The sequence below is a fragment of the Candidatus Nitrosopumilus sp. genome (assembly GCF_965262695.1).
GTDB lineage: Archaea > Thermoproteota > Nitrososphaeria > Nitrososphaerales > Nitrosopumilaceae > Nitrosopumilus.
Genome location: NZ_OZ253550.1, coordinates 92,538 through 116,537 on the forward strand (window position 1 = coordinate 92,538; position 24,000 = coordinate 116,537).

Below are 24,000 nucleotides of genomic sequence, written 5' to 3' on the forward strand. Positions count from 1 at the left end.
TTTATTGTTCTGAAAAGCTTTTAATCTCTAAAAGAGTGGTTTTTGATTATGAACATTGTAGAGAAGATTCTTGCACGCGCATCAGGAAAATCTCAAGTTGCTCCTGGTGATGTAATATTTGCAAAGGTCGATAAAGTAATGGTTCATGATGTTTCTGGACCTGGAGTTCTCAAAGTATTTGACAAATTAAAGAACAAGGGTGTTGATGTTAGCAAACTCTGGGATCCTTCAAAGGTATGGGTCGCAGAAGATCACTTTGTTCCTTCTGCTGAAAAAGTATCTGCTGAAAATATTGTAAAATTATCAAATTTCACAAAAAATTATGGAATTGAAAAACATTTCAAGTATGGAATGGGTCAGTATGGAATTTGCCACACCTTATCTCATGAAGAGGCAATGGTAATGCCTGGCGATGTCTATGTTGGTGGTGATTCTCACACAAACACTACAGGTGCACTTGGTGCATTTGCATGTGGATTAGGTCATACTGATATTGCATATGTTTTGCTTAACGGACAAATCTGGTTTAAGGTTCCAGAGACTGATTACTTCAAACTAAATGGAAAACTCCCAGATCATGTAATGGCAAAAGACTTGATCTTGAAAATTATTGGTGACATTGGAACAGATGGCGGAAATTATAGAACAATGCAGTTTGGTGGTTCTGGAATTGATGAGATGTCAGTTGAAAGTAGATTGACTTTGTGTAATATGACCACTGAAGCTGGCGCAAAGAATGGAATTGTTGAAGCTGATCAAAAAGTTGTGGATTATCTTTCAAGTAGAGGTGCAACAAATGCTCAAGTGTTCAAAGGTGATGATGATGCACAGTATGCAAATGTCTACGAGTATGAAGCATCTGAGATGGAACCTCTTGTTGCAAAACCATTTTCACCTGAAAATGTTGCAGTAGTAAGAGAAGCACCATCCGTAGAATTAGACAAGTCATACATTGGCTCTTGTACTGGTGCAAAATATGAAGACCTAGAGGCTGCAGCAAAAATTCTCAAAGGAAAGACTGTAAAGATTAGAACAGAAATTCTTCCAGCATCTATCTCAATTTACAAGCGTGCAATGGAGAATGGATTGCTTACTATTTTCCTAGATGCAGGTGTAACTGTAGGTCCTCCAACATGTGGTGCATGTTGTGGTGCTCACATGGGTGTATTGGCCAAAAATGAAATCTGTATCAGTACTACAAATAGAAACTTCCCTGGAAGAATGGGTCATGTTGAATCTGAAACATATCTTTCATCCCCAATGGTTGCAGCAGCTTCTGCAGTAACTGGAAAAATCACTGATCCGAGGGATTTACAATGAAAGGAAATGTCATAAAATATGAAAGAGACAACATCGATACTGATGTAATTATTCCTGGACAATATCTCAAGGTACATGATTATGCTGAACTTGCAACTCATGCTATGGAAGGACTAGATCCTGATTTTCACTCCAAAGTAAAAGAAGGTGATTTTATTTTATCTGGAAAGAATTTTGGATGTGGTTCATCACGTGAACACGCCCCAATTGCGTTGTCTCATTCTGGAGTCAAGGCTGTATTGGCATTATCTTTTGCAAGGATATTTTACAGAAACTCTGTTGATGGTGCATTTTTGTTACCAATTGAAATTGAAGATGATGCATACAATGGAATATCTGAAGGAGATGAGATTGATATTGACATTAGCAAAAACGAAATCAAAAACTTGACAAAAAATCAAACATACAAAATGAAACCCTTCTCTGAGATTATTGGGAAAATAATTGAAGCTGGTGGACTTTTCAATTACAAACCATAGGATTCAAAATGGGAAAAACACTTTTTGAAAAAATTTGGGATGCTCATATTGTGGTTGGAAAAGAATCTGGCCCTTCTTTGATTTACATTGATAGACATTTAGTCCACGAAGTGACTTCTCCTCAAGCCTTTGATGGTCTTAGAATGAATAACAGAAAGGTTCGAAGACCTGATCTTACCATTGCTACAATGGATCATAATGTTCCTACTACTGATAGAGGCCTTCCAATTTTAGACCAAACATCATCTGTTCAAATTCAAACATTAGAAAAAAATTGCCAAGATTTTGGAATCAAACTATTTGACATTAACAGCCCCAACCAGGGCATAGTTCATGTTATTGGTCCGCAATTGGGAATTACTTTGCCTGGCTCTACTATTGTTTGTGGTGACAGTCATACATCCACCCATGGTGCATTTGGTGCCCTTGCATTTGGAATTGGAACAAGTGAAGTAGAACATGTTTTGGCATCTCAAACCTTGTGGCTAGAAAAGCCAAAACCCTTTGAAATTAGAGTGGAGGGAAAAAGAAAAAATCCTCATGCAGTAACTGCCAAAGATATTGTACTATCTATCATCAAAAATATTGGAACTGGTGGTGGCACTGGAACCGTTATAGAATACCGTGGTGAGGGAATTGAGGATCTCTCTATGGAGCAGAGAATGACAATATGTAATATGTCAATTGAGGCAGGTGCTCGTGCTGGATTGATTGCCCCTGATGAAAAAACCTATGAGTATCTTAGAGGCAGGCAATACACTCCAAAAAATTATGAATCTCTTGTAGATTATTGGAGAGAAAACCTAAAGTCTGATGATGATGCTACATTTGAAAAACAATTCATATTGGATATTGATGATATTGCACCTCAAGTCAGTTGGGGTACAAATCCTGGAATGACATGCGATGTAACTGAAACAGTTCCTACACCTGATGAATTTTCAAATGGAGATTCCAATCAAAAGAAAGGTGCAGAAAAAGCACTTGATTACATGGATCTTAAACCTGGCACGCCAATTGAAGATATAAAAATTGACAGAGTATTCATTGGTTCTTGTACTAATGCAAGATTAGAAGATTTAATCGAAGCATCTAAAATTATTCAAGGACAAAAAGTATCTCCGGATGTTCGTGCAATGGTAGTTCCTGGTTCTCAAATGGTAAAGAAACAAGCCGAAGAGATGGGTCTTGATAAAATTTTCACTGATGCTAATTTTGAATGGAGAGAAGCTGGATGCAGTATGTGTCTTGGAATGAACCCTGATATCTTATCTCCTGGTGAAAGATGTGCAAGTACATCAAATAGAAACTTTGAGGGACGACAAGGTACTGGTGGACGAACTCATTTAGTTAGTCCTGTAATGGCAGCAGCTGCTGCAATTAATGGACATTTTGTTGATGTAAGGAAGATGGATTTGAATTAATATGGAACCATTCAAAAAAACAACAAGCATTGTAACTCCACTTGACAAAGTTAATGTCGATACTGATCAAATTGTACCAAAACAATTTCTGAAACTGGTTCAAAAATCTGGATTTGGAAAATTCCTATTCTTTAACTGGAGGTACGATGAAAATGAAAACCCAAAATCTGATTTTGTACTAAATGATTCAAAATATGATAATTCCAAAATTCTTGTTGCAGGGGATAATTTTGGATGTGGTTCAAGCAGGGAACATGCAGTATGGGCACTCCAAGACTATGGATTTTCAGTAATTATTGCCCCTTCATTTGCTGATATCTTCTTTAGTAACTGCTTCAAAAATGGAATCTTACCAATCTCATTGAAGCAAAACATTGTAGAAAAACTACAACAAGAATCAGACCCAATCGAAGTTGATTTAAAAAATCAATTAATCAAAACTTCTTCTGAAGAGATACCATTTGAAATTGATTCTCATAAAAAGAAAATTCTCTTAGAGGGACTAGATGATATTGCACAAACATATCAATTTGAAGATAAAATTTCTGAATTTGAAAAACAGTCTACAGTCCCATCTGTTTTATGATTTTTTTTACTGTCTTCTCATTTCTTTCTAAATATGAAGGTGATTCAGCATCAATCCATTCTTTATCCCCTACATCAAAAGCACTAATCCTTCCTTCTTTTGATAGTTGTTGCAAGATATCAAAAGAGAGATTGATCTCTTTTTGTTTTTTCTTTGTCTTGATCTTTTGAATGATGTCTTTTCCAAGCATATAGATTCCAAAACATTCAGATAATTGTAATTTCATTACTGGTTTTTCTTTGAATTCTTTGATGATTCCATCTTCTACTATTGCAAATCCTGTCTCTTCTTTTCTTTTTGTTCTGGTTGCAATACATGCAGAACTACTCTTTTTTGTAAATACCTCTTTCATCTTTTTGAGATCTACTGCACACAAATTATCTACAAACCATAACACAAATTCAGATTCTCCTTTGAGTTTTTTCTCAACATGTAGCAAGTCGCCCCCAGTTCCACTTTGTGAATCTTGAACAAAGGAAATATTTTTTTGATTTCCGTAATAGTTTTTGATTTGGCCCCCAAGACCATCAAAATCAGAAATTATGATGATCTCTTTTATGAAATTGAATTTCTGAAGATATTTTATCACATAATCAATCATTGGCTTCCCATTAATCGGAGTCATTGCTTTTGGGAAGAATTCTGTATATGGCTTGCCTCGTGTACCTTTGCCACCTGCTAAAATTATTGCCTTCACAGTCTAACGGTATGATTTTTGTTTTCTTCTTCTTGCGCCAGGTCCCCCAAACTTCTTTGGCTCTTTTCTTCTGGCATCACCGCTGATTAGATATTTGTCATAATCTGTGATTCTTTTTCTAAGGTCTTCTCTAGTTGATTTTGGGAATGGATGATCTTTTGGATCTTTCTTTGATTTAGTCCATCCTGTTAGTGCTCTGGAGATTGCAGTTGCAACAGCACTAGCTTGTCCCATGAAACCGCCTCCTCTTACTCTAACGGAGATATCTATTTTATCTCTCAAATCACCTGTGATTTCTAGTGGTGCTAAAATTACTTCGCGAGCAGTCTCTTGTGGAATCATTTCAACTGGCACGTTGTTAATTCTAACTTTACCTTGTCCTTTAGTAATGTAAACATGTGCACTAGATGTCTTTCTAGTTGCAAAATAGATTTCAGTTTTTGGTGTTGTCATTCAGTCCACCCTATCACTCTGCACAATTCTCCCATTGTGGTATAATTTGATGCAGATTTTTTAATTTTTGCTTTTTCAAATTGAATTTTCTCAAGTGATTTTAATTCTTTTGGAGAGCCAATGTATGCTCTTAGTCTTTTGTGTGCTGAAACTCCTGATGGTTTTTTCTCATATGGTAACATTCCACGAATCATTTTTGTAATGATTGTATCAGGCCTTCTGTAGTGCACAGGTCCATGTTTTGGATTAATGATACTGTTGATTTCTAAAAATGCCCTGTATTCTTTAATTAAATTTGATCTAGTTCCACTGTACATGATTTTCTCACAGTTTACAAGTGAAACTCTGTGCCCTTGTTTTAGTAATTTAGCAACATTTGATGATAATCTTCCTGCAATGTGATCTGTTGCATCTACAACAATTGGTCTGTCAGTTCTAACAACTGTCTCTTGACTAGCCAAGTAATACTACTCCTTTTCCAGTTGGATTTTGCTCAATTAGTTCTGAATAACTGATTAATTTTCCGCCGTTTTCGAGGATTTTGGATGCAGCAGAATTTGAAATTGAAAATGAACATAATGTGATTTTATGAGGTACGTTACCTGTTCCAAGAACTTTACCTGGAAATACAACCGTGTCATTTTCTTTAGTTAGTTTGGCGATTTTATTCAAGTTGATATCTCTTCTGGCAATAGATGGTTTTAGTGCATATTCAGCTAGTTTTGCCCAAATTGGAGCATCGTTTTTAGCTGATGCTGACTTTAGATCCTTTGCCATGCGTATAACTACTTGATTAGTCATGTGAATAATGCGGTTTAAAACCCAAATATAACGTATATGCTTTCTATTCGCTGATTTGGTCTATTGTATCTTTGAATTCGGCTATTCTGTGACCTACTTCTTCTACACCTGACAAAATGATCTGCTCAGGATTAAGTGCGCCAGTTGATTCTACAGTAAGAATTTTCTCATCATCCTTGTCTGTTTCAGTTAGCATTGAAATGTTTGCAGAATTCCATTTTGCATGTTCTGTACCGCGTCCAAGTCTTGCATAGCATTCTATTTTGATTTTTTGACCTGGTGCAAGTTCTACAATTGGAATTTTGTCTGATATTGGAGCGATTGAATCGTCTTCAGAAGATAGTTCGTTTGATAGAACTGTTCTTGTAACATCTGAATCTCCAGAATCTAAAACTAACATTACTTTGCAGTTTGAACATCCTGTTTCACTTTGACAGTCACATTTTGATGGCTCATTGAATCTACTCAAGTCTGTTTTGAGTGGTATGAGGCCTAATCTATGTGCCAAACCCTCATCTGGTAATACTGATGAATTTTCAATAATGTCAACTGTATCAATTGCAAAGACTGGGACGCCATTGAGGCAAACACGTCTAAGGGCATTTGCATATTGTAATGGTACGCCTTTTAGCTTTAAAGCTATTTTTTGATTATCTTTGCTAATTACTTCTAAGGATGACAAATCTTGATGAAAATCTTCAAAGTCCACATAAAAATCTAGCTAGTTTTGAGTGTAGATTGCTTCTTTTTTTGAATTCTTGAAGATATGCTTAAGTCTGTATTTTTTCTAAAAGACACGTGGATTTTGAAAAACTGTATCTCGACATTTTGAATCTAGATTCTTCAATTAGATATGCTGCAATTCAAAATAATACTGGTGTCAAGATTGCCGGTGGTTTTAGATCAGAAATTACTCCTATTCTAAGTGATGAAGAACTTCAGATGATGCACTACTATGCATCACAAAGATGGCAGACTAGGAAAAACATTGAACATAAAATTGGTCCCGCAAAATATGCCCTAGCTGAATATGACAAAATCAAACGAATCACATTTCCAATTGATGAGAAACACCTCTTAATGATTACAACTGAAATTGATGCTGATCATACTAGTATTATCAAAAAGACACTTGAATTAGTTCACAATTAGACAAATTCTCTTTTAATTTGTTATAGTATCGCACTTGAAATAATTTTTACATCCTTTATGGTATGTAGAGATAAATACCAAATTATAATAGATTCATTAGAAATGGCCGATGTAACAGTTGCAAGATTCTCTTTTGAAGGAGAAAAATTTGAGATATTGGTAAAACCTGATCCAGCATTAGAGTACAAGCTTGGAAAGAAAAAAGATATTTCTGCAATTCTGGTTTCAGATGAAATCTACACTGATTCAGGAAAGGGTACAAAACCTTCAACTGAAAAACTACTCAAAGCTTTCAAAACTGAAGATCAAACTGAGATTGCACAAATAATTATGCAAAAAGGTGATCTTAATCTTACAACTGATCAAAGACGAAAAATGATTGAAGATAAGAAAAAACAGATTGTCGCATATATTGCAAAGACATACGTCGATCCTAAAACTCACTTGCCTCATCCACCTTTGAGAGTTGAGCAAGCAATGAAAGATGGAAGAGTTTCAGTTGATCCGCAAAAAAGTGTAGATGAACAAGTAAAAGACATCGTAGATAAACTCCGTTCAATAATTGCTCTAAAGTCTGAGAACTTGCAATTAGAGATTATCATCCCTGCACAATACGCTTCACAATCATACGCTGTTCTAAAATCAGTAGGTTCTCTAAAAAAAGAAGAATGGCAAAATAATGGTTCTCTAAAAGCAATACTTGAAATACCCGCTGCAGCAAGGCCAAACGTGATAGACAGATTAGGTTCTATAACCAAAGGTTCTGCTTCAGTTGAGGTAATTCAATAATGGCAGATAAGAGAAAATACGTTATTCCTGGAGATGTTGTAACCACAGGACCTTTTAGACCTGAACAAAATGTGGTACTTGATGGAAACAAAATAGTCTCAACAACTATTGGTATTTCTGAAATTTATGATGACTCTGTTCGTGTAATTCCATTAACTGGAAAATATATTCCAAAAATCAATGACCTTGTAATTGGTAAAGTCAATTCTCACACATCCTTGTCTTGGGAATTAGATATCAATTCATGTTATGTTGGATTTTTGCCAGCACAAGATGTCTTTGGACGTGACTTTTCTGCTCATGCTGATGAACTTGCAACCAAACTGAAAACAGGAGATCTGGTTGCTGCAAGAATTGCAAACTTTGATAGAACAAGAGATCCACTAGTTTCAATTTCTGATAGAGACTTGGGAAAGATTGATTCTGGAGTTTTGATGGAAATATCTCCAAGCAAAGTTCCACGCCTGATTGGAAAGAAAGGTAGTATGATCCAAATGATTGAAGAGGCTACTGATGCTGCAATTACTATTGGTCAAAATGGATGGGTTGTAGTTTCATGTGAATCCCCAGAGGGATTATTAAAGGCTAAAAAAGCAATTCAAATGGTTAATGAGCAAGCACACGTTGCAAATTTGACTGATCAAGTGAAAGAAATGTTAGATAAAAAAGGTGAATCATAATGGGTGGAAGAGAAGCAACAATGGTCCTTATGGACGAAAACGGAAAACGTTGTGATGGACGTACCGTAGACGAGCCACGTAGAATTATGATCAAAGCTGGTGGACTCAAAAATGCAGATGGTTCATCTTACATTGAATTTGGTGATAACAAAATCCTAGTTGGAGTTTTTGGTCCAAGAGATGTTCATCCTAAACACATGTCTAACACTGATACTGGAATTTTAAGAGTTAGATATCACATGGAACCATTTTCTGTTGGTGAAAGAAAGAATCCAGCTCCTTCCAGAAGAGAAATTGAAATTTCTAAAGTAATCAAAGAAGCATTAGAACCTGCAGTTATGTTGGAAAAATTCCCAAGAACTGCAGTTGATGTATTTATCGAAGTTTTACAAGCAGACGGCGGAACTAGATGTGCAGCACTTACTGCAGCATCTGTTGCACTAGCTGATGCAGGTATTCCAATGAGAGATATGGTTGCCGCAATTGCAGCAGGAAAAGTTGCAGATACTGTAATTCTTGATGTTAACAATGAAGAAGATCAAGCAGGTCAAGCAGACATGCCAATTGGATACATGCCAAATCTTGAAAAAATTACATTATTACAATTAGATGGTGTACTTACTCCTGAAGAATACAAAAAATGTGTTCAAGTTGGAGTAGATGGCTGCAAACTAGTTTATGAATTACAAAAGAAAGCACTTAACGACAAATACTTTGGAACTAAAGGAGACTAGACATGGCTTCACATACTGTTATTGATGAACTAAAGAGAAATCAAATTCTTGACTTGTTAGAACAAGGAAAAAGAGTAGATGGACGTGCACTTGATGAAGTAAGAGAAGTTTCAATTGAAACCAATGCAATTCCAAAAGCAAATGGTTCTGCAAGAGTTCGATTAGGAGACACTGAAGTTGTTTGTGGAGTTAAAATCCAACCCGACAGACCTTTCCCTGATACTGGTGACAAAGGTCTCTTCATTTGTACTGCTGAATTATTACCCCTATCGCATCCTACAGTTGAAACAGGACCTCCAGGACCTGAAGTAATTGAATTAGCTAGAGTTGTAGATAGAGGAATTAGAGAAAGTCATATGATTGATGTTTCTCAATTAGTTATTGAAAAAGACAAATCTGTAATTGGTGTTTTTGCAGATAATGTTGTTGTTGATTATGATGGTAATCTCTTTGATGCATGTTCTTATGCTGCAACTGCTGCATTACTTTCATCTAAAAGCCCAAAATGGAATTGGGTTGATGAGGCTCCTACACTAGTTGAAGGTGAAGACGTTGATGTCCCAATTACTACTATTCCAGTTTCTGTAACTATGGCAAAAATCGGCAAACACATTATTGTTGATCCTAATGGTGATGAGTGGGCAAGCATGGATGCAAGAATTACAATTACTAGTGATTCAGATGGAAATATCTGTGCCTTACAAAAAGGAGGCAATGACGGATTCACATTAGATGAAATTGTTCAATGCGGAGAAATCTCAGTCAGAGTAGGCGCAAAAATAAGAGAAAAATTAAAAGCAGCTCAACAGGCAGGTCAATAAAATGGCAAAGGGCAAGAAATCACTTAAAGGTCTTGGTGCAAGATACGGAATTAAAATTAGAAAACAGTATACGAAAATTCATCTTCAATTAAAAGAGAAAAGAGCATGTCCTGAATGTGGTTCTAAAACATTTGGTAGAGATGCAGTAGGAATTTGGTCTTGTAAAAAATGCAGCTTCAAAATAGCTGGAACCGCATATGACGTTAAAGTTTAGTGCAAAAATTACCGTAGATGCAGAAGATAAAACAAAAGCAATTTTTGATTCTGTAAATACTGACAACGAATTTTATCCTGAAAATCCAGTAAAAACCAAAATCAAACTAGATAAGAATATCTTAATCTCAGTTGAAACTGATCATCTTCCTCATTTGAGAGCAAATCTCAACTCTACTTTGAGATTAATCCAAGCTAGTGATGAGACTATAGAATCAACTAAAGCATAAATACTATTTTTAGCGTTTTTGATGATATTCTTGAATTCAAAATCAAAAATTACTATTATCGTTTTATGTCAAATTACCCTAATCGTGGGAAGTTTTCTTAGTGTTATTATTTTGGATAATGCATTAATTATTTTACAAGTAATATTGGTTGCAGTAAATGTCATAGTTCATGTGGGATTGATTCTTTTAATTTCAAAAATTTTTAAAAATGAATTTAAGAAAAATCTGAAATTAGAAAAACTTGCAACAATAGGTGAACTTTCATCTCGATTGTCACACGATCTAAAAAATCCTCTTTCTTACATCAATATGAGTACTCAAATGCTAAAATCAAAAGCAACTGAGAAAAACACTGTTGAAAAATTAGAAATAATTGAACAAGGAATAGATCAAATGTCTCAACAACTTAATGATGTTATGACTTTTGTAAAGTTAAAAGAACCTGAGTTGAAATCGTGGGATTTAAAATCTATTTTAGAAGAATGTATTGGTCGGTTAAAAATACCTGATTCAATCAAAGTAACTTTACTCGAAAAATCCTTTCAAATAAAATGTGATCGTACTCAGTTTGAAGTACTTTTCACCAATTTAATTTCAAATGCTATAGATTCCATCCAAAACAATGGTTCAATTAAGATTCATGTCAATACTTGTTCAGATGAAACAAAAATAGAGATTATTGATTCTGGTGACGGTATTCCTGAAGATAAACTAGAACAAATCTTTGAACCCCTGGTAACCTACAAGAAATCCGGAACTGGACTCGGACTGGCAAGCTGTAAAAATATTGTAAAAAATCATAATGGAACAATTCATGCAAAAAATAATCCTACTACATTTACCATAACTCTTCCAAACAATTAATTGAAAATACTGTGCGTGAGAGTATTTTGATTTTAGTTAAAGATATAATGAAACAAAAATTGTGATAAATCATGTCAGCAGGACAAATGCCTCCATGGCTTCAAGAACAATTGATGAAATTACAACAATCTCAGCAAAACCTCCAGTCTATCATGACTCAAAAACAACATCTTGAGATGGAGAAGGCTGAGACTGAGAAAGCCCTTGAAGAACTAAAGAAGGTTGATGATGCTGATGCAGTCTACAAACAAGCAGGAACCGTTTTGCTAAAATCAACTAAAAAAGAACTAGTTGATGAGTTAGAAGAAAAACAAGAGATGGCAAAAACCCGCACAACAGTACTAGAAAAACAAGAAACACGTGTCAAAGAAACTCTCAAAGAACAAGAATCAAAAATTACAGAAATGATGAAGAGCGGTTCTGAGGCACCAAAACCTGCAGAAGATAATCCTAGAAAATAATTCTAGAACCATTTTCATATAAGATATTAACAATTCTTTTCAAAGATATTTGTGAAATTAGAAAACCTGAGAATTATTGTAGATGAAAGAGAGAGAAAAAGTGGAATCCCTGATCTACTAAAATCAGTTGGCCTTAATCTTGAGATGAAAACTCTTCCAATTGGAGATTACATTGTAGCCCCTGAAACAATAGTTGAAAGAAAAAGTATTCGTGATTTGATGGCATCTGTTTTTGATGGTAGATTATTTGATCAATGCACTAGACTCAAAGAACATTTTGAACATCCAATTGTTCTAATGGAAGGAAACGTAGATGAAATTGAAGAGATTACTGACAACCCTTTGATATTTTATGGTGCAATCTCTACTGTTGTTCTTGATTTTAAAATCCCAGTAATCCCTACTCCAAGTGCAACACATACTGCAAAACTTTTGGTATCGATGTGTTCACGAAAAGATGCATCCAAAGGACCATTTTTGAAAAAAATAAAAAAATCATCTGATTTGGAGAGACAACAACTATCGTCTCTTTGCAGTTTGCCTGGCGTTGGTGAAAAATTTGCAGTAAGAATGCTTGAAAAATTTGGTACACCTCTGAAAGTATTTACTGCAACAACTTCAGAACTTGCAAAAGTTGAAGGATTAGGTGAAGCAAGAGCTAAAAAAATTAAAAAAGTTCTTGACACAAAAAGTAAGCATCTAAAAAAGTCAAATCAAAAAACATTACATGATTCTTGAAATTATTCTTTGAGTAGTTTTCTTTTTAGAGGTGTGGCACAAATAGGACACTCTTTTCCTGATTCATGATTTGTTCTACATCCTGGGCAATAATGAACCCATTTTCCCACATCTTTAATCCCCTGAGTCATTATTGGTGAAATTTTCAAGCCTAAATTCATTGCAACATTAGATATGGCAAAATCATCACTGATTATCTCTCCTTCCAACTCAATACCTAATGCAATAACTGACAAGTCTTGTTTTGACAATTGTGGATAATCTCCAGTGTTCTTTGCAGCATTAGTGGCAGCTTTTGTTGAATCTGTATCAGGCTCTCTAATTTTTAGTCTGTTTGTTTCAAGTAATGTTCCTAATGCATCATGATTTTTCTTTATGTGTTTGATTTCATCATAGACTAGTGATGTTGTATAACAATCACTAGATGATCTAAATGGAACACCTGCATAAAATGCACTTGCATCTAAAATTCTAAAATCCAAGTTTACTCATTTGTCTTAAACCGCGTTTTTTTAATCTGACAAACACGGCAGGTTTTTTGTATTTCTTAATTGTTATTGATTCTTCAAATCCTGCAGTTTTTACTACTTGTGCATCCATTACAATATTGCAATCATGTGAACTGATTATCTCTATCTTTTCATCTGGTACAACAATTGACTCTAGTCTATACACTGGTGCAACTGGAGTAATTATCAACACATCTAAACTTTCATGCAAAATTGGTCCTCCCAATGAAAATGAATGTCCAGTAGAACCACTTGGTGTTGCAACAATCACTCCGTCCATTTTTTGTTTTACTGTATCATTTTGGAACTTGATTTCAATTTCTGCAGTTTTTGTCAAGTTTGCTCTGTTAATGAAAATCTCATTTAATGCTGGTGGAAATTCCTTTCCTCCACATGATGCAACAACTCTAGTTCTCTTGTCTAAGAAAAATTTGTCTTTTTGAATTTGATTTAATGCATCATCTATTTCTTCAATTGTAATTTCAGCCAAAATTCCTCTATTTCCACCTACATTTATTGTCAAAATTGGTGTTTCATTATCTAAATTCCTAAAAACTCGAAGTGTTGTTCCGTCTCCTCCTAAAGTAACAACAAGATCTAGTTTTACTTTTTTTAACTCCTCTAGAGTTTCAATTTGCTTTGCACCTTCAACTTGAATTGGTGATATTGTGTATACTTTGGATTTTTTTATCAATAATTTTTTTGCAACATTGATTGCAGCTTTTTCTGATTCCTTGTTTCCTACTTTACTTACTACTGCAACGTTTTGTAATTTCAACCAGTTTTCTAGAAATAACATTTACTTAAAAATGATATTTTTTGGAAAAACAATTAAGTATGCAAACGATTTCGATTAACTCATGAGTTACGCACATCCTGAAGTATTAGTTGATACGGAATGGGTTTCACAAAACACTCCCAATGAAAACCGAAAATTAGTTGAAGTTGACTATGATCCTGTAAATGGATATCAAAAAGGTCACATTAATGGTGCCAGTCTAATCTGGTGGAAACGTGACATCAATGATCCGGTTACAAGAGACATTATCTCTAAAAAGAAATTCGAAGAGTTAATGGCAAAAAATGGAATCACAAAAGATACTGAAGTAGTACTTTATGGTGACTTTAACAACTGGTTTGCAGCATTTGTTTTCTGGGTCTTCAAAATCTATGGACATGAAAATCTAAAGATTATGAATGGTGGCAGAAAAAAATGGGAATTAGAAAATAGAGATTATACAACTGATGAACCACAATTTGGATCAGTCACATATGATGCACAACCTCCAGATGAGGGTTTACGTGCATATCTATTTGATGTAAGTCGTGCACTTGGAAAAGAGGATACTGTTATGGTTGATGTTAGATCTCCTGCAGAATTTTCTGGAGAGATTACCGCACCTCCAGAGTATCCAATGGAACATGCACAAAGAGGTGGACACATTCCTGACGCAAATAATATTCCATGGGCAACAGCAGTAAATGACGCTGATGGGACTTTCAAAACAGTTGAAGAACTAAAACAAAACTATGAACCAAAAGGAGTTACACCTGACAAAGATGTGATTTGTTATTGTAGAATTGGTGAACGTTCTTCACACAGTTGGTTTGTTCTAAAATACCTACTAGGCTATCCAAAGGTTCGAAACTATGATGGTTCTTGGACTGAATGGGGAAACATGATAGGAAACCCTGTGGAAAAATAAATTGTTACTAGACCTCCCTGTTTTAAAAAAGGGATCTTTTTATTTTATCAAAGATTCTGATGATGATCTTGTTATGGAAGACAAGACAAAACGAGGCCTCACAGTCAAGGAAACATCTGTTGATGAAAAACTCAATGTCAAGGCTGACAAAGGCATGATCCATGATATGGATGGGATTGGTCATTGGGTTCCAATTAGATGGTATTTTCCAAAGGATTCCTACGATCTTGCTGCTGTTTCTGTACATGCTGACGCAATGGAAAAAAAATACACAGAACTACGAGAACTCACATGTCCTGACGATGGTGACTGATAACCTTTTTAAATAAAATCAATTGAGAAAACTCAGATGTCCTTACTTCTCAAAGATCGAGTTTGGTCAATGGAAGCCCCTACTGCAAAACGTGGTGTTTATCCATTACATGGATTCAAACTTGGATTGTACAGATTACCAATCAATCTTGAAGATCCTAATGAGATAAAGTCTGTTCATGACGGCCTCAAAAAAGCATTTGAGATGGACAAGTATGCTGATAGAGTTTTTGCAACCTATCGTTGGACAGAGCAAAACATGGATGATCCTGATGCAAAAGGATACCAAGAAGTTGAACTATCTGTTACAGTTGAAATTGTTACTGGCGAAGTTGTAGATATTATTTATCAGATTTTTCCAATAGAAAAATTTGGTGATCCTAACTGGGTTAAAGATTATAGAAAGAAGGCAGACCATTTTGCAAAAATGGTAATTGATACTATATTACGTAATACTATCTTGGCAGACAAGATGATTTCTTACTTTGCAAAGACAGATAAAATTTCTGAAGTTGCAGCAATTCAAAAACTTGAAGACCTTACTCCACTAGCAAAGATTGTTCTTGGTGCAAAACCAAAACCAGTTGAGGTTACTGAAGATGCAGAAGATGAAGATGAAAGTGACATTGAGATTCCAGATGGTGCAAAACCTGGACCAATTGATGTTGATTACAAACAAAAAATGAAAGCATCTTCTCCTTATGAAGCAGCAGAACACACAATCAAAACTTGGGGTAGAAAAGGTACCAGTAATGGAATCATGGGTGTTTGGGGAGAATTTGTATCCGTTGATTATGATATTTGTGTAGCTGATGGTGGATGTATTGAAGCCTGCCCAGTAGGTGTCTATGAGTGGTTTGATTCTCCAGGAAATCCTGCATCTGAAAAGAAACCATTAATGTCAAAAGAACCTGATTGTATATTCTGTCTTGCATGTGAAGGTGTTTGTCCGCCACAAGCAATCAAGATCTTTGAACAAAAATAGTGTAAATTTATTGCAAGTATAAATAGCGAATAGTGATTCTCAGAGCTAGGGAAAATGTCATTCAACCCTTTCACGCAATTGGTATTTGATCTGTTTATTCTATCTGCTATTATTATTACTGCATATACTTGCAATTTCTATTATCTCGCATTCCTGTCAAGAAAAAGAAAAGATGTTCTAACTACTGCTGATTTGGGAACTCCGTCAATTACAATTCAATTGCCGATATACAATGAAAAATATGTTGCAAAAAGACTAGTTGATTCTGTATGTAATCTGGATTATCCTCAAGATAAAATGAGAATCATGGTGTTAGATGATTCAGACGATGATACTGTAGAACTTTTGGCAGATACCGTTAATGATTACAAAAAGAAAGGTTTTCAAATTGAACATGTAAGACGTGGAACTCGAAAGGGGTACAAGGCTGGAGCACTAAAATATGCAATGCAGTCAACTGACACAGAACTTGTAGCAATCTTTGATGCTGATTTTATTCCTCCCACATGGTTCTTAAAACGTGCTATTCCTCATTTTGCAAAACCAAACATTGGACTTGTACAATGTCGTTGGGGTCATGTTAATGAAAATTATTCTGCAATTACTCAAGCTCAAGCACTTAGTCTAGATTTTCATTTTCTAATTGAACAAAAGGCAAAAAGTAACTCTCATCTTTTTATGAATTTCAATGGCACTGCTGGAATATGGAAACGTAATTGTATTGAAGATGCAGGAGGATGGCACACTGCTACTTTAGTTGAAGATCTTGATCTTAGTTACCGCGCACAAATGAAAGGATGGAAATGTGTGTTCTTACCTAACATTGTAGTTGATGCAGAATTACCTGTACAGATGAATGCTGCAAAAAGACAACAGTTTCGTTGGGCTAAAGGCTCTATCCAATGCGCAATCAAATTGCTAACTGATATTGCAATCAAACGAAAAATTGCAGTTGAAGCTAAGATTCAGGCTTTCATTCAGCTTACTCGTCATATTGTTTATCCGTTAATGCTGATTCAATTTTTGGCATTGCCAATTTTGTTAGCAGGACAAGTTAATCTATATGTGATTAGTTTTCTTCCTGCAATAACAATTGCAACATATCTTGCAATGGGTCCTGGTGCATACATTATGATAATACAAAGCATGTATCACAAATCATGGAAGTCAAAAGCAAAGATACTGCCTGCATTGTTGGTGTATAATGCTGGAATGTCAGTAAACAACACTGTTGCAGTATTTGATGCAGTACTTGGAAAAAAGAATGAGTTTCTTAGAACTCCAAAATATGGTGTACTAAAGAAAAAAGATGATTGGAAAGACAATGCATACAATTTACCCTTCTCACAAGTAACACTTCTTGAAATTTTCTTTGGTGTTTATGGCATGTTGGGAATCTTTGTATCTATATTTTCAAACAATCCTATCTTTGTCCCAATAATTGCGTTGCAAACTATTGGATTCTTCTATATTGCCTATCTGAGCTTATCTCATACTAGATTTAAAAGAAATAAATCAAGTGTTAACCGTGTAATGACCAAGAAAGAAAAGATGGCAAATAGAATTTACAAACTTTCCATGGTTGGGATTGTTGGAATAATTATTTTTGGAGGATTTATGGCAATTTATGGCTATAGTGTTGATATTTACCCTCTTGATCGAATTAGAGGTAATCTAGATGGTATTATTGGCTCTTCTGATCCTGATGCAATTCGCACTCATTTGATAGCAATTCAGGCTGATATAGATGGAATTATGGCAAATGATCTAATTCCTGAGAAAACTAACGTTGATGGTGAACTAATTTCTAAAAATCCTGTTTGGTTGTTTTCCACAGAATCTACAAACTTTGTTAGAATTCAAGAAAATCTAGATAATTTACGTGCAAGCGTTGATAAAATATCTACTGTTCCAAAAGACAGCTCTGCATATCATACTGGAATGTCTGATGTTAGTGATAGGGCTCTTCTTATCAAAACCAATATCATGGATGCAACTCCATACATGTATGTTAGTGTTGCAAATCTAATGTTTACCACAGTTTGGATTGCTGCCTTATTGGGAATCTTTGCGGCACTAAAAAGGAAGAAAGAGCAATTCAAAGAAGCAGACGATGTTGGAGTCTAAGAAATATTTAGATCTTTTCTGATTTCATCAACAGCTCTAATTCCATAAATGTCTCTAATTTGTTGAATCCTAATTGCTTCTTTTAACAAATCTCGTCCTATTGCATTTGTTAAAATTGAATAAACATCACTAAATCTAATCTCCCACCTGTCTGCACAATCAAGAATCTTGCTTACTGCCCATTGTCTTACTTCATGTGGTAATGGAATTTTTTCTCCAGACTCTATTGAAATTCTGTCAAACAGATTAACAATGTCTGCAGTTTGAGATGCCATCTTTTCAAGATCTTTTGCATCTCCGTACTTTGATTCTGCATTCATTCTGATGTTTGATTGATATTCTGAAAGTTTTAGCAAAGCCATCATTTCTTTTGATGAATCATCTGATGCTTTGTTTGTAACATTTCTAACTGACTGCATCTCCTCAAACAATTTTTCAGTCTTTTTATGAAATTCTGCAGTTGATGCATCTTGTCTTTTAATGATATCTGATGCTGAGGAAATTTTTTGTTCAATGCTGTTTGTCTTATCAAAGACGTTTTGTTTGAATTCTGAGAGATCTTCTTGAACTGATTTGAGTCCTTCACCCACAAAAGCAGTTGAATCTGCTCTATGTGATAGTGTGCCTATTTCAGTTTCAATTTTGTCAATCTTGCCTGATAGTTCTTTTATTGATTCTAGGCTCACATTGTCAACTGAATTTGCCTTTGATGCGACTGTTTCAAATTGTTGTTTTAGACCTTCAATTACACCTCCAAGTGAATCAATCTTTGATGCTTTTGATGAGATAGCATCAATTGTTACCTTGATTGCATCTAGTTCTGAATTGAGATTGGAATTATCTGAAACACCTTCTGTTATTTTTGTAAGTTCTTGCTTTAGACTTTCAATAATTTGAGCACCCGTTTCAAGTTTTGCAGTTTTTCCTGAAATCTCTTCAATACTGTTTTTTAATTTGTCCATTTCTGATCCAACCTCTAAGAAAGAATCAGTTTTTCCTGAAACTTTTCTAAGATCATCTCGTACTTCATCAATTCTTTGTGCAATCTTGATTATCATCTGTGAATTATTTCTAATAGAATTCATACTGTCTTCTACTTGTTGGGAAATTTCTTGAGATTTTGATAATTTCTGTTCCTCTGAAATTCTGCTAATCTCTTCTTGTAATTTTGCAGTTTGATTGTTAATTTTTGTTACTAGATTTGATTGTGTTCTTACTTGATTTAGTCCTGCATATAGCTTTTGTGTGTCATCTTCAATTAAGTTAAGTTGTTTTGATTGTTTTTGAATATGTTCTAATGCTGATGTTAATGAATCGATCATTCCTTTCATAGAAACTAAAACTTTTTGATTTTCTCCAAAAATCTTTGACATTACTTTGATCTCTTTTTGTAATGCTTTGTTAGAATCTGAGACTGATGCTACTTTTTTTAGTAAAACTGATGGACTTGGTTCTCTTTTTGTAACTTTTTTTGTTTCTTTTTTTGCTTTAGTTGTTGTTTTCTTCTTTGTAGTTTTTGCAGCCATATCAATTGAATTAAAAATTAACGATAAAAAAGTTAGGTCTAAAATAAAAAATGTAAAGAGTTACTTGTTTACAACTTCTGGCTCGTGAAGTAACTCGTGAAAGGTCTTTTCGGCCAAACCATTTGCTGTCTCGATAAAACCTCTTGTACAAAATTCACATTGAATCATATAGTACGGTATGGTACCGTACTATTAATATCAAGGTTATGACAACGTAACCAATTATGCAGTCAGATACCCCAGGTCATATCTCTACATTTGATTCAGTTGACCTAATCATCACTCTGCATTTTGATAATTATTTCTTAGAATAAAGAGATTAACATTTTGAAATTTTTTTGAGCCTGTGTTCAATCATTAGTCTTACGCAGAATTTTATTTTCAAATTTTCAATCCGCAATCATTTTTAAACAAATTTGTCAAGTGATAACATGCAAAACATTGCACTTCAACTAAATCCTAGTGGAATTCAAAGCTCACTTAACAATACTGTTTCCAGTTTGATTGAACAAGTTACTCCTGAACTTCCTCACACATCATTTGTTACTGATTTAGCATTTATCATGATTATTGGAGCAGTTGTCACTCTTGCATTTTTCAAAATTAAACAACCCTTAATCATTGGATATCTTTTTGCAGGAATGCTCATTGGACCACTATCTCCATTTTGGTCTTGGGTGCTACCTGAAGGAGGCCCTTCTGCTGATGTTTTAGAAGGCGTTGGAATTTTATCTGACATTTCTGCATTGAATCTTTTTGCTGAGATCGGTGTGATTTTACTGTTATTTGTAATTGGAATTGAATTCCCGTATGCAAAAATTAGAAGCATAGGTCGAGTTGCAGTTGGAGTCGGAACTATTGGATTGTTCTCCACATTGGGTGTAGTGTTTTACACTGCTACTGCTCTGGGTCTAGAATTTATGGATGCGTTGTTTATCTCTGCTGCATTATCAATTTCTAGTACTGCAATCATTGTTAAAATTTTAGAAGACATGGGAAAGATCAAAAAAGAATCCTCGATTCTTGTATTGGGTATTTTAATTGTAGAAGACGTTATTGCAGTTATTCTGATTTCATCATTACAGTCTGTTGCATTAGTTGGAAGCGTTTCTGTTGAATCAATAGTTGTAGTTGTTCTAGTTGCAACTGGATTAATTGTTGGAACATTTACTGTTGGAACCCGTGTGATTCCTCCATTAATTGATAGAGTTGCTGCTGCAGAACATCGTGAGATTTTACTTCTTAGTGTTCTTGGTGTTTGCTTTGGTTATGCCTTGTTTGCAAATATTGTTGGATTGTCAGTTGCAATTGGTGCCTTTTTGGCAGGTGTTTTGGTGGCTGAATCAAAGTCTGCTGAAGTAGCAAAACTTCTTTCTAGCCCAATCAAAGACATGTTTGTTGCAATATTCTTTATCTCCGTTGGAGCATTGATGGATGTCTCACAACTTGGAGATTACATCTGGATAGCAATTGCATTGATTGCAGTTGCAACAGGTATGAAATTTGGAGGAAACATGATTGGAAATATTTTGTTCAGACAAAAACGTGGCAAAGCCCTTCGCTCTGCATTTACTTTAGGTGCTCCAAGAGGTGAATTTTCAATTGTAATTGTAAAAGCTGGTGTTGATATTGGAGCAGTTAGCGCTTTCTTGTTCCCTCTAATAGGTATCATTTCAATTATCACTGCATTTCTTTCTCCATTTATGGTAAAAGCTGGAGACAAAATAATTCCTAAATTGGAAAAAGACGATGTCTGATGAACTAAAGCGAATGCTAGAACAAGTTCACACTGGCATCACTACTTTTGATTTTGAAGGAAAAGAAACTCCTTGCATTGTAATTGATGCAACAAAATACGGAACTATTCGAGCAAAAATTGAAGGACAACCCTTCTCAGTAAACACTGATTTGAATATCTTACAAGATGGATTGGGAAATGTCTTTGTTGAAATTGTTTTGACTTTTTCAATTGGAAACATTTCTGAAAAATTCCTCATTAATGCAAAAACTGATTTAAATTTTTTTGAAACTCTTGCTAACACTTCCATGCTTGTACTCAATTCCCCTGAATCTCAATATGGTAAAGACAATGTTATTGCAATTCAACTACCTCGACCTGAAAAAGCCCACGACGCACTTGAAATCATTAAATCTGCTTTAATCCCTAAAAATCAGTAGATGGTGCAGTTACCGGGATTTGAACCCGGGTCACGTACTTGGCAAGCACGAGTACTAACCAGACTGTACTATAACTGCAACAAACCTAGAGGATGAATTTGGATATTAAACTGTTTTTAACTATTTTAATGCAGAGTTACTATGGATGAAACTCTTCTAAAAAAGATTGAGGAAAAAATTCAAGATACAATTTCAAACAAAGATGATATTCAACAATTAATTTCCATGTTATCAAATATTGATAATTCTAAATCTTTTGCCTTGGGTATTATTGTTGGAAGAATCTATAATGCATTTTATTACCAATCAAAACGAATTTTGAATAGAGAACCAACAAAATCTGAATTTAAAGAATTTTTAGAATATATTCAAAACAAGAAATCTGATTTAGAAAATCTATGGTGATGGTTTATTCCAATCAATAACTTTGATTGTTGGTGTTCCTGGTAACTTTACACATGCACTTTTGAGTGATTTCTTTGCTGCTGTCAAGTGCGCATCACCGTTAACATAAAGTTCCATAATACATTGACCTTCTCTTACTCTTGCACCCAAACTAGTTGCTTTTCCCCATGCCCTTCTCATTCCTTCTGAAATTCTGTCTGCACCTGCAGTTGCAATTTGTTTATTTTCTCTTAACATGTTATGTGGGTAAATTCTAAGTCTGGAATAATATCCTGATTCGCCAGTTGTTTTTTCTAGTGTTTTATTTGCTGCCAATCTTGTTGATTCAATTGCCATGTGTCTTAACTGCATTTTTTCATTGATGCATAATTGTACACAATACTCATAAGTTCCTCTTTTGCCACCTTGAAATTTTGCAATTTTGATTTGTGGCTTACCTTTGATGTATTTTTTTCTGGTAAAGACTTGACCGTTTCCTTCTCTATAATTGGCGCCATGCATGATATGATAACGCCTGACTGCCCATATTTTAACGGTTAGAAGACATTTGTTCGTATTTTCCAATGCTTATATGGAAATCATTTGGTTTTCTTTTCATCATGGAAGAAACCCCTTTGGTTAGAGGTGCTTTGGTTTCAGATCAAGCCTGCATTGTTGATAAGAATATGATTCATGAACTTGAACTAAAGGGATATGGGGAAATTGAAAACGAAAAATTATTCTTAAAACAATTTGAGACTCTCTACCTTCTGTATACTAACAAACTAGTTCTAAAGAAAGGCAAAAAACAAATCGACTTTGATTTTTTCATGAATACATGTCAAAAAACTGATTCTGAAATCTTAACTAAATTTTTGATATATCGTGATCTAAGGAATAGAGGCTATGTTGTAAAAGATGGATTTGGATTTGGTTCTGATTTTAGAGTGTATGAAAGGGGGCATTTTGGTGAGAAAGGAGCAAAGTTTTTGATATTTGGTCTAAATGAAGGACAACAAGAAAAAATGGGCAATTTACAAAAAAAAATTCAAGAAATAACTCAAATGGGTAAAGAACCAATAATTGCAGTAATCGAACGTCGTGGTGAAGTAATCTATTACAAAATCAACAAAATGAACTTTTATGAAAACAAAGCAAGACTGGAAGAATCATTTAGTCTTTGAGAACCCAATCTGAAGAATATTTTAGTAGATTTTTTTCTTCAGCATACATAAAATCATAAACTTCCAAATGTTTTGTTTTATTTTCCCACAACTCTTCAAAGTCTTTTATCTTTCTTGTTACTCTTGACTTGTCATTCCATGATGTAAACACATCTACTGATTCAAAATCTCTTGTTTGAGTAGAAAATGATTCTCTTGATGTTCCTGTAAATGCAACTGAATCATCTTTTTCATCTATAAACACTCCAATTCTTTCTGAAAAAGAATCTGCAATTTGTTCAGAATTTGGAATTGCAATCTTTAATTCAATCTGACCTTTGTTTACAATATTTTGTAATTTTTGTATTTTGGTATCTTTGATTAATTTCCCTTCAAATGATTTTGTGTATTTTTCAGAGAAGAGTTTTGTAAACAGATTAAGATCTTCTGTTCTAAATCTGTGACCTGTTATCATTCTTAACTTTGCTTTTCCTATTGCAAAATTATCAAAGGCCAATGCAATTGTTGCTAATGTTTGAATTGACAAAAAATCTACACATCTATCATATTCTATACAATTTCCAAGACACGGAAAGAAAAATTCTGCTACAATGTCATCTGTGTCAGAACGATACTCTTCTTTTAGTTCTATGTCCCTTAATCCCATA

32 protein-coding genes and 1 tRNA gene are annotated in these 24,000 nt (G+C 34.6%); 22 read left to right on the forward strand and 11 right to left on the reverse strand.

The features are described from left to right. The first annotated feature begins 48 nt into the window (after positions 1–48). The 4 genes from ACQY2P_RS00585 to leuD (ACQY2P_RS00600) are packed head-to-tail and all read left to right on the forward strand — an operon-like array spanning position 49 to position 3,809. On the forward strand, positions 49–1,320 hold the full coding sequence (locus ACQY2P_RS00585) for a 3-isopropylmalate dehydratase large subunit (protein WP_428326495.1): 1,272 nt from the start codon (positions 49–51) through the stop codon (positions 1,318–1,320). Next, positions 1,317–1,799, forward strand: a complete 483-nt coding sequence (gene leuD / locus ACQY2P_RS00590; RefSeq protein ID WP_428326496.1) for a 3-isopropylmalate dehydratase small subunit — start codon at positions 1,317–1,319, stop codon at positions 1,797–1,799. The genes ACQY2P_RS00585 and leuD (ACQY2P_RS00590) overlap by 4 nt, the downstream gene beginning before the upstream one ends. A gap of 8 nt (positions 1,800–1,807) precedes the next feature. After that, positions 1,808–3,223 (forward strand): 3-isopropylmalate dehydratase large subunit, encoded by a 1,416-nt coding sequence (gene leuC, locus ACQY2P_RS00595; protein WP_428326497.1) that lies wholly within the window; start codon positions 1,808–1,810, stop codon positions 3,221–3,223. A 1-nt stretch (position 3,224) separates the two neighbouring features. Further along, a complete protein-coding gene (gene leuD, locus ACQY2P_RS00600) occupies positions 3,225–3,809 on the forward strand; it encodes a 3-isopropylmalate dehydratase small subunit (RefSeq protein WP_428326498.1) in 585 nt (194 codons plus the stop codon). On the opposite strand, the gene ACQY2P_RS00605 is transcribed toward leuD (ACQY2P_RS00600), so the two are convergent. Genes ACQY2P_RS00605 through ACQY2P_RS00625 form a run of 5 tightly spaced genes read right to left on the reverse strand, consistent with a single transcriptional unit; the run spans position 3,787 to position 6,469 of the window. Beyond that, complete coding sequence (locus tag ACQY2P_RS00605) at positions 3,787–4,506, reverse strand: nucleotidyltransferase family protein (RefSeq protein ID WP_428326499.1); 720 nt, start codon at positions 4,504–4,506, stop codon at positions 3,787–3,789. The two genes, leuD (ACQY2P_RS00600) and ACQY2P_RS00605, sit on opposite strands and share 23 nt — an antisense overlap. A gap of 3 nt (positions 4,507–4,509) precedes the next feature. After that, on the reverse strand, positions 4,510–4,959 hold the full coding sequence (rpsI, locus tag ACQY2P_RS00610) for a 30S ribosomal protein S9 (protein ID WP_012214808.1): 450 nt from the start codon (positions 4,957–4,959) through the stop codon (positions 4,510–4,512). Continuing rightward, positions 4,956–5,420 (reverse strand): 50S ribosomal protein L13, encoded by a 465-nt coding sequence (rplM, locus tag ACQY2P_RS00615; protein ID WP_048069251.1) that lies wholly within the window; start codon positions 5,418–5,420, stop codon positions 4,956–4,958. Before rplM ends, rpsI begins: the two co-directional genes overlap by 4 nt. Next, positions 5,413–5,760, reverse strand: a complete 348-nt coding sequence (locus ACQY2P_RS00620; protein WP_428326500.1) for a 50S ribosomal protein L18e — start codon at positions 5,758–5,760, stop codon at positions 5,413–5,415. The genes rplM and ACQY2P_RS00620 overlap by 8 nt, the downstream gene beginning before the upstream one ends. Before the next feature lie 43 nt (positions 5,761–5,803). Beyond that, a complete protein-coding gene (locus ACQY2P_RS00625) occupies positions 5,804–6,469 on the reverse strand; it encodes a DNA-directed RNA polymerase subunit D (RefSeq protein WP_428326501.1) in 666 nt (221 codons plus the stop codon). Positions 6,470–6,558: 89 nt separating this feature from the next. Between ACQY2P_RS00625 and ACQY2P_RS00630 the strand changes: the two genes are divergently transcribed. The 10 genes from ACQY2P_RS00630 (at position 6,559) to ACQY2P_RS00675 (ending at position 12,442) form a co-directional block, all read left to right on the forward strand. After that, positions 6,559–6,912, forward strand: a complete 354-nt coding sequence (locus tag ACQY2P_RS00630; RefSeq protein ID WP_428326502.1) for a DUF6659 family protein — start codon at positions 6,559–6,561, stop codon at positions 6,910–6,912. A 102-nt stretch (positions 6,913–7,014) separates the two neighbouring features. Then, positions 7,015–7,701, forward strand: a complete 687-nt coding sequence (locus ACQY2P_RS00635; RefSeq protein ID WP_428326503.1) for a ribosome assembly factor SBDS — start codon at positions 7,015–7,017, stop codon at positions 7,699–7,701. Next, on the forward strand, positions 7,701–8,381 hold the full coding sequence (gene rrp4 / locus ACQY2P_RS00640; RefSeq protein WP_428326504.1) for an exosome complex RNA-binding protein Rrp4: 681 nt from the start codon (positions 7,701–7,703) through the stop codon (positions 8,379–8,381). Before ACQY2P_RS00635 ends, rrp4 begins: the two co-directional genes overlap by 1 nt. Beyond that, entirely contained in the window at positions 8,381–9,115 is a 735-nt protein-coding gene (rrp41, locus tag ACQY2P_RS00645; protein WP_428326505.1) for an exosome complex exonuclease Rrp41, read from the forward strand. Before rrp4 ends, rrp41 begins: the two co-directional genes overlap by 1 nt. A gap of 2 nt (positions 9,116–9,117) precedes the next feature. Then, on the forward strand, positions 9,118–9,936 hold the full coding sequence (gene rrp42 / locus ACQY2P_RS00650; RefSeq protein ID WP_428326506.1) for an exosome complex protein Rrp42: 819 nt from the start codon (positions 9,118–9,120) through the stop codon (positions 9,934–9,936). 1 nt (position 9,937) lies between these two features. Continuing rightward, positions 9,938–10,150 carry a 50S ribosomal protein L37 gene (locus ACQY2P_RS00655; protein WP_012214817.1) on the forward strand — a complete coding sequence of 71 codons (213 nt, stop codon included), beginning with the start codon at positions 9,938–9,940 and terminating at the stop codon, positions 10,148–10,150. After that, positions 10,134–10,379, forward strand: a complete 246-nt coding sequence (locus ACQY2P_RS00660; RefSeq protein ID WP_428326507.1) for a KEOPS complex subunit Pcc1 — start codon at positions 10,134–10,136, stop codon at positions 10,377–10,379. Before ACQY2P_RS00655 ends, ACQY2P_RS00660 begins: the two co-directional genes overlap by 17 nt. A 111-nt stretch (positions 10,380–10,490) precedes the next feature. After that, positions 10,491–11,243 (forward strand): sensor histidine kinase, encoded by a 753-nt coding sequence (locus ACQY2P_RS00665; protein ID WP_428326508.1) that lies wholly within the window; start codon positions 10,491–10,493, stop codon positions 11,241–11,243. Between the two features lie 71 nt (positions 11,244–11,314). Next, positions 11,315–11,704, forward strand: a complete 390-nt coding sequence (locus tag ACQY2P_RS00670; protein WP_428326509.1) for a prefoldin subunit beta — start codon at positions 11,315–11,317, stop codon at positions 11,702–11,704. A gap of 51 nt (positions 11,705–11,755) precedes the next feature. Continuing rightward, complete coding sequence (locus tag ACQY2P_RS00675) at positions 11,756–12,442, forward strand: ERCC4 domain-containing protein (RefSeq protein WP_428326510.1); 687 nt, start codon at positions 11,756–11,758, stop codon at positions 12,440–12,442. A gap of 2 nt (positions 12,443–12,444) precedes the next feature. On the opposite strand, the gene ACQY2P_RS00680 is transcribed toward ACQY2P_RS00675, so the two are convergent. After that, on the reverse strand, positions 12,445–12,924 hold the full coding sequence (locus ACQY2P_RS00680; protein ID WP_428326511.1) for an NOB1 family endonuclease: 480 nt from the start codon (positions 12,922–12,924) through the stop codon (positions 12,445–12,447). Then, positions 12,914–13,750, reverse strand: coding sequence for an NAD(+)/NADH kinase (locus ACQY2P_RS00685; protein ID WP_428326512.1), 837 nt, complete (start codon positions 13,748–13,750; stop codon positions 12,914–12,916). Before ACQY2P_RS00685 ends, ACQY2P_RS00680 begins: the two co-directional genes overlap by 11 nt. 61 nt (positions 13,751–13,811) lie before the next feature. Here ACQY2P_RS00685 and ACQY2P_RS00690 point away from each other — a divergent pair, with 61 nt between their 5' ends. The 4 genes from ACQY2P_RS00690 to ACQY2P_RS00705 are packed head-to-tail and all read left to right on the forward strand — an operon-like array spanning position 13,812 to position 18,081. Further along, positions 13,812–14,657 carry a sulfurtransferase gene (locus tag ACQY2P_RS00690; RefSeq protein WP_428326513.1) on the forward strand — a complete coding sequence of 282 codons (846 nt, stop codon included), beginning with the start codon at positions 13,812–13,814 and terminating at the stop codon, positions 14,655–14,657. A 1-nt stretch (position 14,658) separates the two neighbouring features. Continuing rightward, entirely contained in the window at positions 14,659–14,970 is a 312-nt protein-coding gene (locus tag ACQY2P_RS00695) for a hypothetical protein (protein ID WP_428326514.1), read from the forward strand. Between the two features lie 36 nt (positions 14,971–15,006). Beyond that, entirely contained in the window at positions 15,007–15,954 is a 948-nt protein-coding gene (locus ACQY2P_RS00700; protein ID WP_428326515.1) for a 4Fe-4S dicluster domain-containing protein, read from the forward strand. A gap of 54 nt (positions 15,955–16,008) precedes the next feature. Further along, positions 16,009–18,081 (forward strand): cellulose synthase family protein, encoded by a 2,073-nt coding sequence (locus tag ACQY2P_RS00705; RefSeq protein WP_428326516.1) that lies wholly within the window; start codon positions 16,009–16,011, stop codon positions 18,079–18,081. On the opposite strand, the gene ACQY2P_RS00710 is transcribed toward ACQY2P_RS00705, so the two are convergent. Beyond that, a complete protein-coding gene (locus ACQY2P_RS00710) occupies positions 18,078–19,607 on the reverse strand; it encodes a chemotaxis protein (protein WP_428326517.1) in 1,530 nt (509 codons plus the stop codon). The genes ACQY2P_RS00705 and ACQY2P_RS00710 overlap by 4 nt on opposite strands. 431 nt (positions 19,608–20,038) lie before the next feature. On the opposite strand from ACQY2P_RS00710, the gene ACQY2P_RS00715 reads away from it, so the two are divergent. Continuing rightward, positions 20,039–21,364, forward strand: a complete 1,326-nt coding sequence (locus ACQY2P_RS00715; RefSeq protein ID WP_428326518.1) for a cation:proton antiporter — start codon at positions 20,039–20,041, stop codon at positions 21,362–21,364. Further along, positions 21,357–21,785 (forward strand): hypothetical protein, encoded by a 429-nt coding sequence (locus ACQY2P_RS00720; protein ID WP_428326519.1) that lies wholly within the window; start codon positions 21,357–21,359, stop codon positions 21,783–21,785. The genes ACQY2P_RS00715 and ACQY2P_RS00720 overlap by 8 nt, the downstream gene beginning before the upstream one ends. 1 nt (position 21,786) lies before the next feature. Here the strand turns inward: ACQY2P_RS00720 and ACQY2P_RS00725 are convergent. Then, positions 21,787–21,863: transfer RNA gene (locus ACQY2P_RS00725), tRNA-Gly, on the reverse strand. Between the two features lie 63 nt (positions 21,864–21,926). Between ACQY2P_RS00725 and ACQY2P_RS00730 the strand changes: the two genes are divergently transcribed. Beyond that, positions 21,927–22,190 (forward strand): hypothetical protein, encoded by a 264-nt coding sequence (locus tag ACQY2P_RS00730; protein ID WP_428326520.1) that lies wholly within the window; start codon positions 21,927–21,929, stop codon positions 22,188–22,190. Here ACQY2P_RS00730 and ACQY2P_RS00735 read toward each other — a convergent pair. Beyond that, positions 22,182–22,691, reverse strand: coding sequence for a 50S ribosomal protein L16 (locus ACQY2P_RS00735; RefSeq protein WP_428326521.1), 510 nt, complete (start codon positions 22,689–22,691; stop codon positions 22,182–22,184). The genes ACQY2P_RS00730 and ACQY2P_RS00735 overlap by 9 nt on opposite strands. 98 nt (positions 22,692–22,789) lie before the next feature. On the opposite strand from ACQY2P_RS00735, the gene endA reads away from it, so the two are divergent. Continuing rightward, entirely contained in the window at positions 22,790–23,353 is a 564-nt protein-coding gene (endA, locus tag ACQY2P_RS00740) for a tRNA-intron lyase (RefSeq protein WP_428326522.1), read from the forward strand. Here the strand turns inward: endA and ACQY2P_RS00745 are convergent. Beyond that, on the reverse strand, positions 23,343–23,999 hold the full coding sequence (locus ACQY2P_RS00745; RefSeq protein ID WP_428326523.1) for a DNA repair helicase: 657 nt from the start codon (positions 23,997–23,999) through the stop codon (positions 23,343–23,345). The two genes, endA and ACQY2P_RS00745, sit on opposite strands and share 11 nt — an antisense overlap. Position 24,000: the final 1 nt, after the last annotated feature.

Coding starts and splice junctions, on each gene's coding strand:
- ACQY2P_RS00585 (WP_428326495.1), top strand. CDS start 49: ATGAACATTGTAGAGAAGATTCTTGCACGCGCATCAGGAAAATCTCAA.
- leuD (WP_428326496.1), top strand. CDS start 1,317: ATGAAAGGAAATGTCATAAAATATGAAAGAGACAACATCGATACTGAT.
- leuC (WP_428326497.1), top strand. CDS start 1,808: ATGGGAAAAACACTTTTTGAAAAAATTTGGGATGCTCATATTGTGGTT.
- leuD (WP_428326498.1), top strand. CDS start 3,225: ATGGAACCATTCAAAAAAACAACAAGCATTGTAACTCCACTTGACAAA.
- rpsI (WP_012214808.1), bottom strand. CDS start 4,959: ATGACAACACCAAAAACTGAAATCTATTTTGCAACTAGAAAGACATCT.
- ACQY2P_RS00620 (WP_428326500.1), bottom strand. CDS start 5,760: ATGACTAATCAAGTAGTTATACGCATGGCAAAGGATCTAAAGTCAGCA.
- ACQY2P_RS00635 (WP_428326503.1), top strand. CDS start 7,015: ATGGCCGATGTAACAGTTGCAAGATTCTCTTTTGAAGGAGAAAAATTT.
- rrp4 (WP_428326504.1), top strand. CDS start 7,701: ATGGCAGATAAGAGAAAATACGTTATTCCTGGAGATGTTGTAACCACA.
- rrp41 (WP_428326505.1), top strand. CDS start 8,381: ATGGGTGGAAGAGAAGCAACAATGGTCCTTATGGACGAAAACGGAAAA.
- rrp42 (WP_428326506.1), top strand. CDS start 9,118: ATGGCTTCACATACTGTTATTGATGAACTAAAGAGAAATCAAATTCTT.
- ACQY2P_RS00655 (WP_012214817.1), top strand. CDS start 9,938: ATGGCAAAGGGCAAGAAATCACTTAAAGGTCTTGGTGCAAGATACGGA.
- ACQY2P_RS00660 (WP_428326507.1), top strand. CDS start 10,134: ATGACGTTAAAGTTTAGTGCAAAAATTACCGTAGATGCAGAAGATAAA.
- ACQY2P_RS00670 (WP_428326509.1), top strand. CDS start 11,315: ATGTCAGCAGGACAAATGCCTCCATGGCTTCAAGAACAATTGATGAAA.
- ACQY2P_RS00685 (WP_428326512.1), bottom strand. CDS start 13,750: ATGTTATTTCTAGAAAACTGGTTGAAATTACAAAACGTTGCAGTAGTA.
- ACQY2P_RS00690 (WP_428326513.1), top strand. CDS start 13,812: ATGAGTTACGCACATCCTGAAGTATTAGTTGATACGGAATGGGTTTCA.
- ACQY2P_RS00700 (WP_428326515.1), top strand. CDS start 15,007: ATGTCCTTACTTCTCAAAGATCGAGTTTGGTCAATGGAAGCCCCTACT.
- ACQY2P_RS00705 (WP_428326516.1), top strand. CDS start 16,009: ATGTCATTCAACCCTTTCACGCAATTGGTATTTGATCTGTTTATTCTA.
- ACQY2P_RS00710 (WP_428326517.1), bottom strand. CDS start 19,607: ATGGCTGCAAAAACTACAAAGAAGAAAACAACAACTAAAGCAAAAAAA.
- ACQY2P_RS00715 (WP_428326518.1), top strand. CDS start 20,039: ATGCAAAACATTGCACTTCAACTAAATCCTAGTGGAATTCAAAGCTCA.
- ACQY2P_RS00720 (WP_428326519.1), top strand. CDS start 21,357: ATGTCTGATGAACTAAAGCGAATGCTAGAACAAGTTCACACTGGCATC.
- ACQY2P_RS00730 (WP_428326520.1), top strand. CDS start 21,927: ATGGATGAAACTCTTCTAAAAAAGATTGAGGAAAAAATTCAAGATACA.
- ACQY2P_RS00735 (WP_428326521.1), bottom strand. CDS start 22,691: ATGCATGGCGCCAATTATAGAGAAGGAAACGGTCAAGTCTTTACCAGA.
- endA (WP_428326522.1), top strand. CDS start 22,790: ATGGAAGAAACCCCTTTGGTTAGAGGTGCTTTGGTTTCAGATCAAGCC.
- ACQY2P_RS00745 (WP_428326523.1), bottom strand. CDS start 23,999: ATGGGATTAAGGGACATAGAACTAAAAGAAGAGTATCGTTCTGACACA.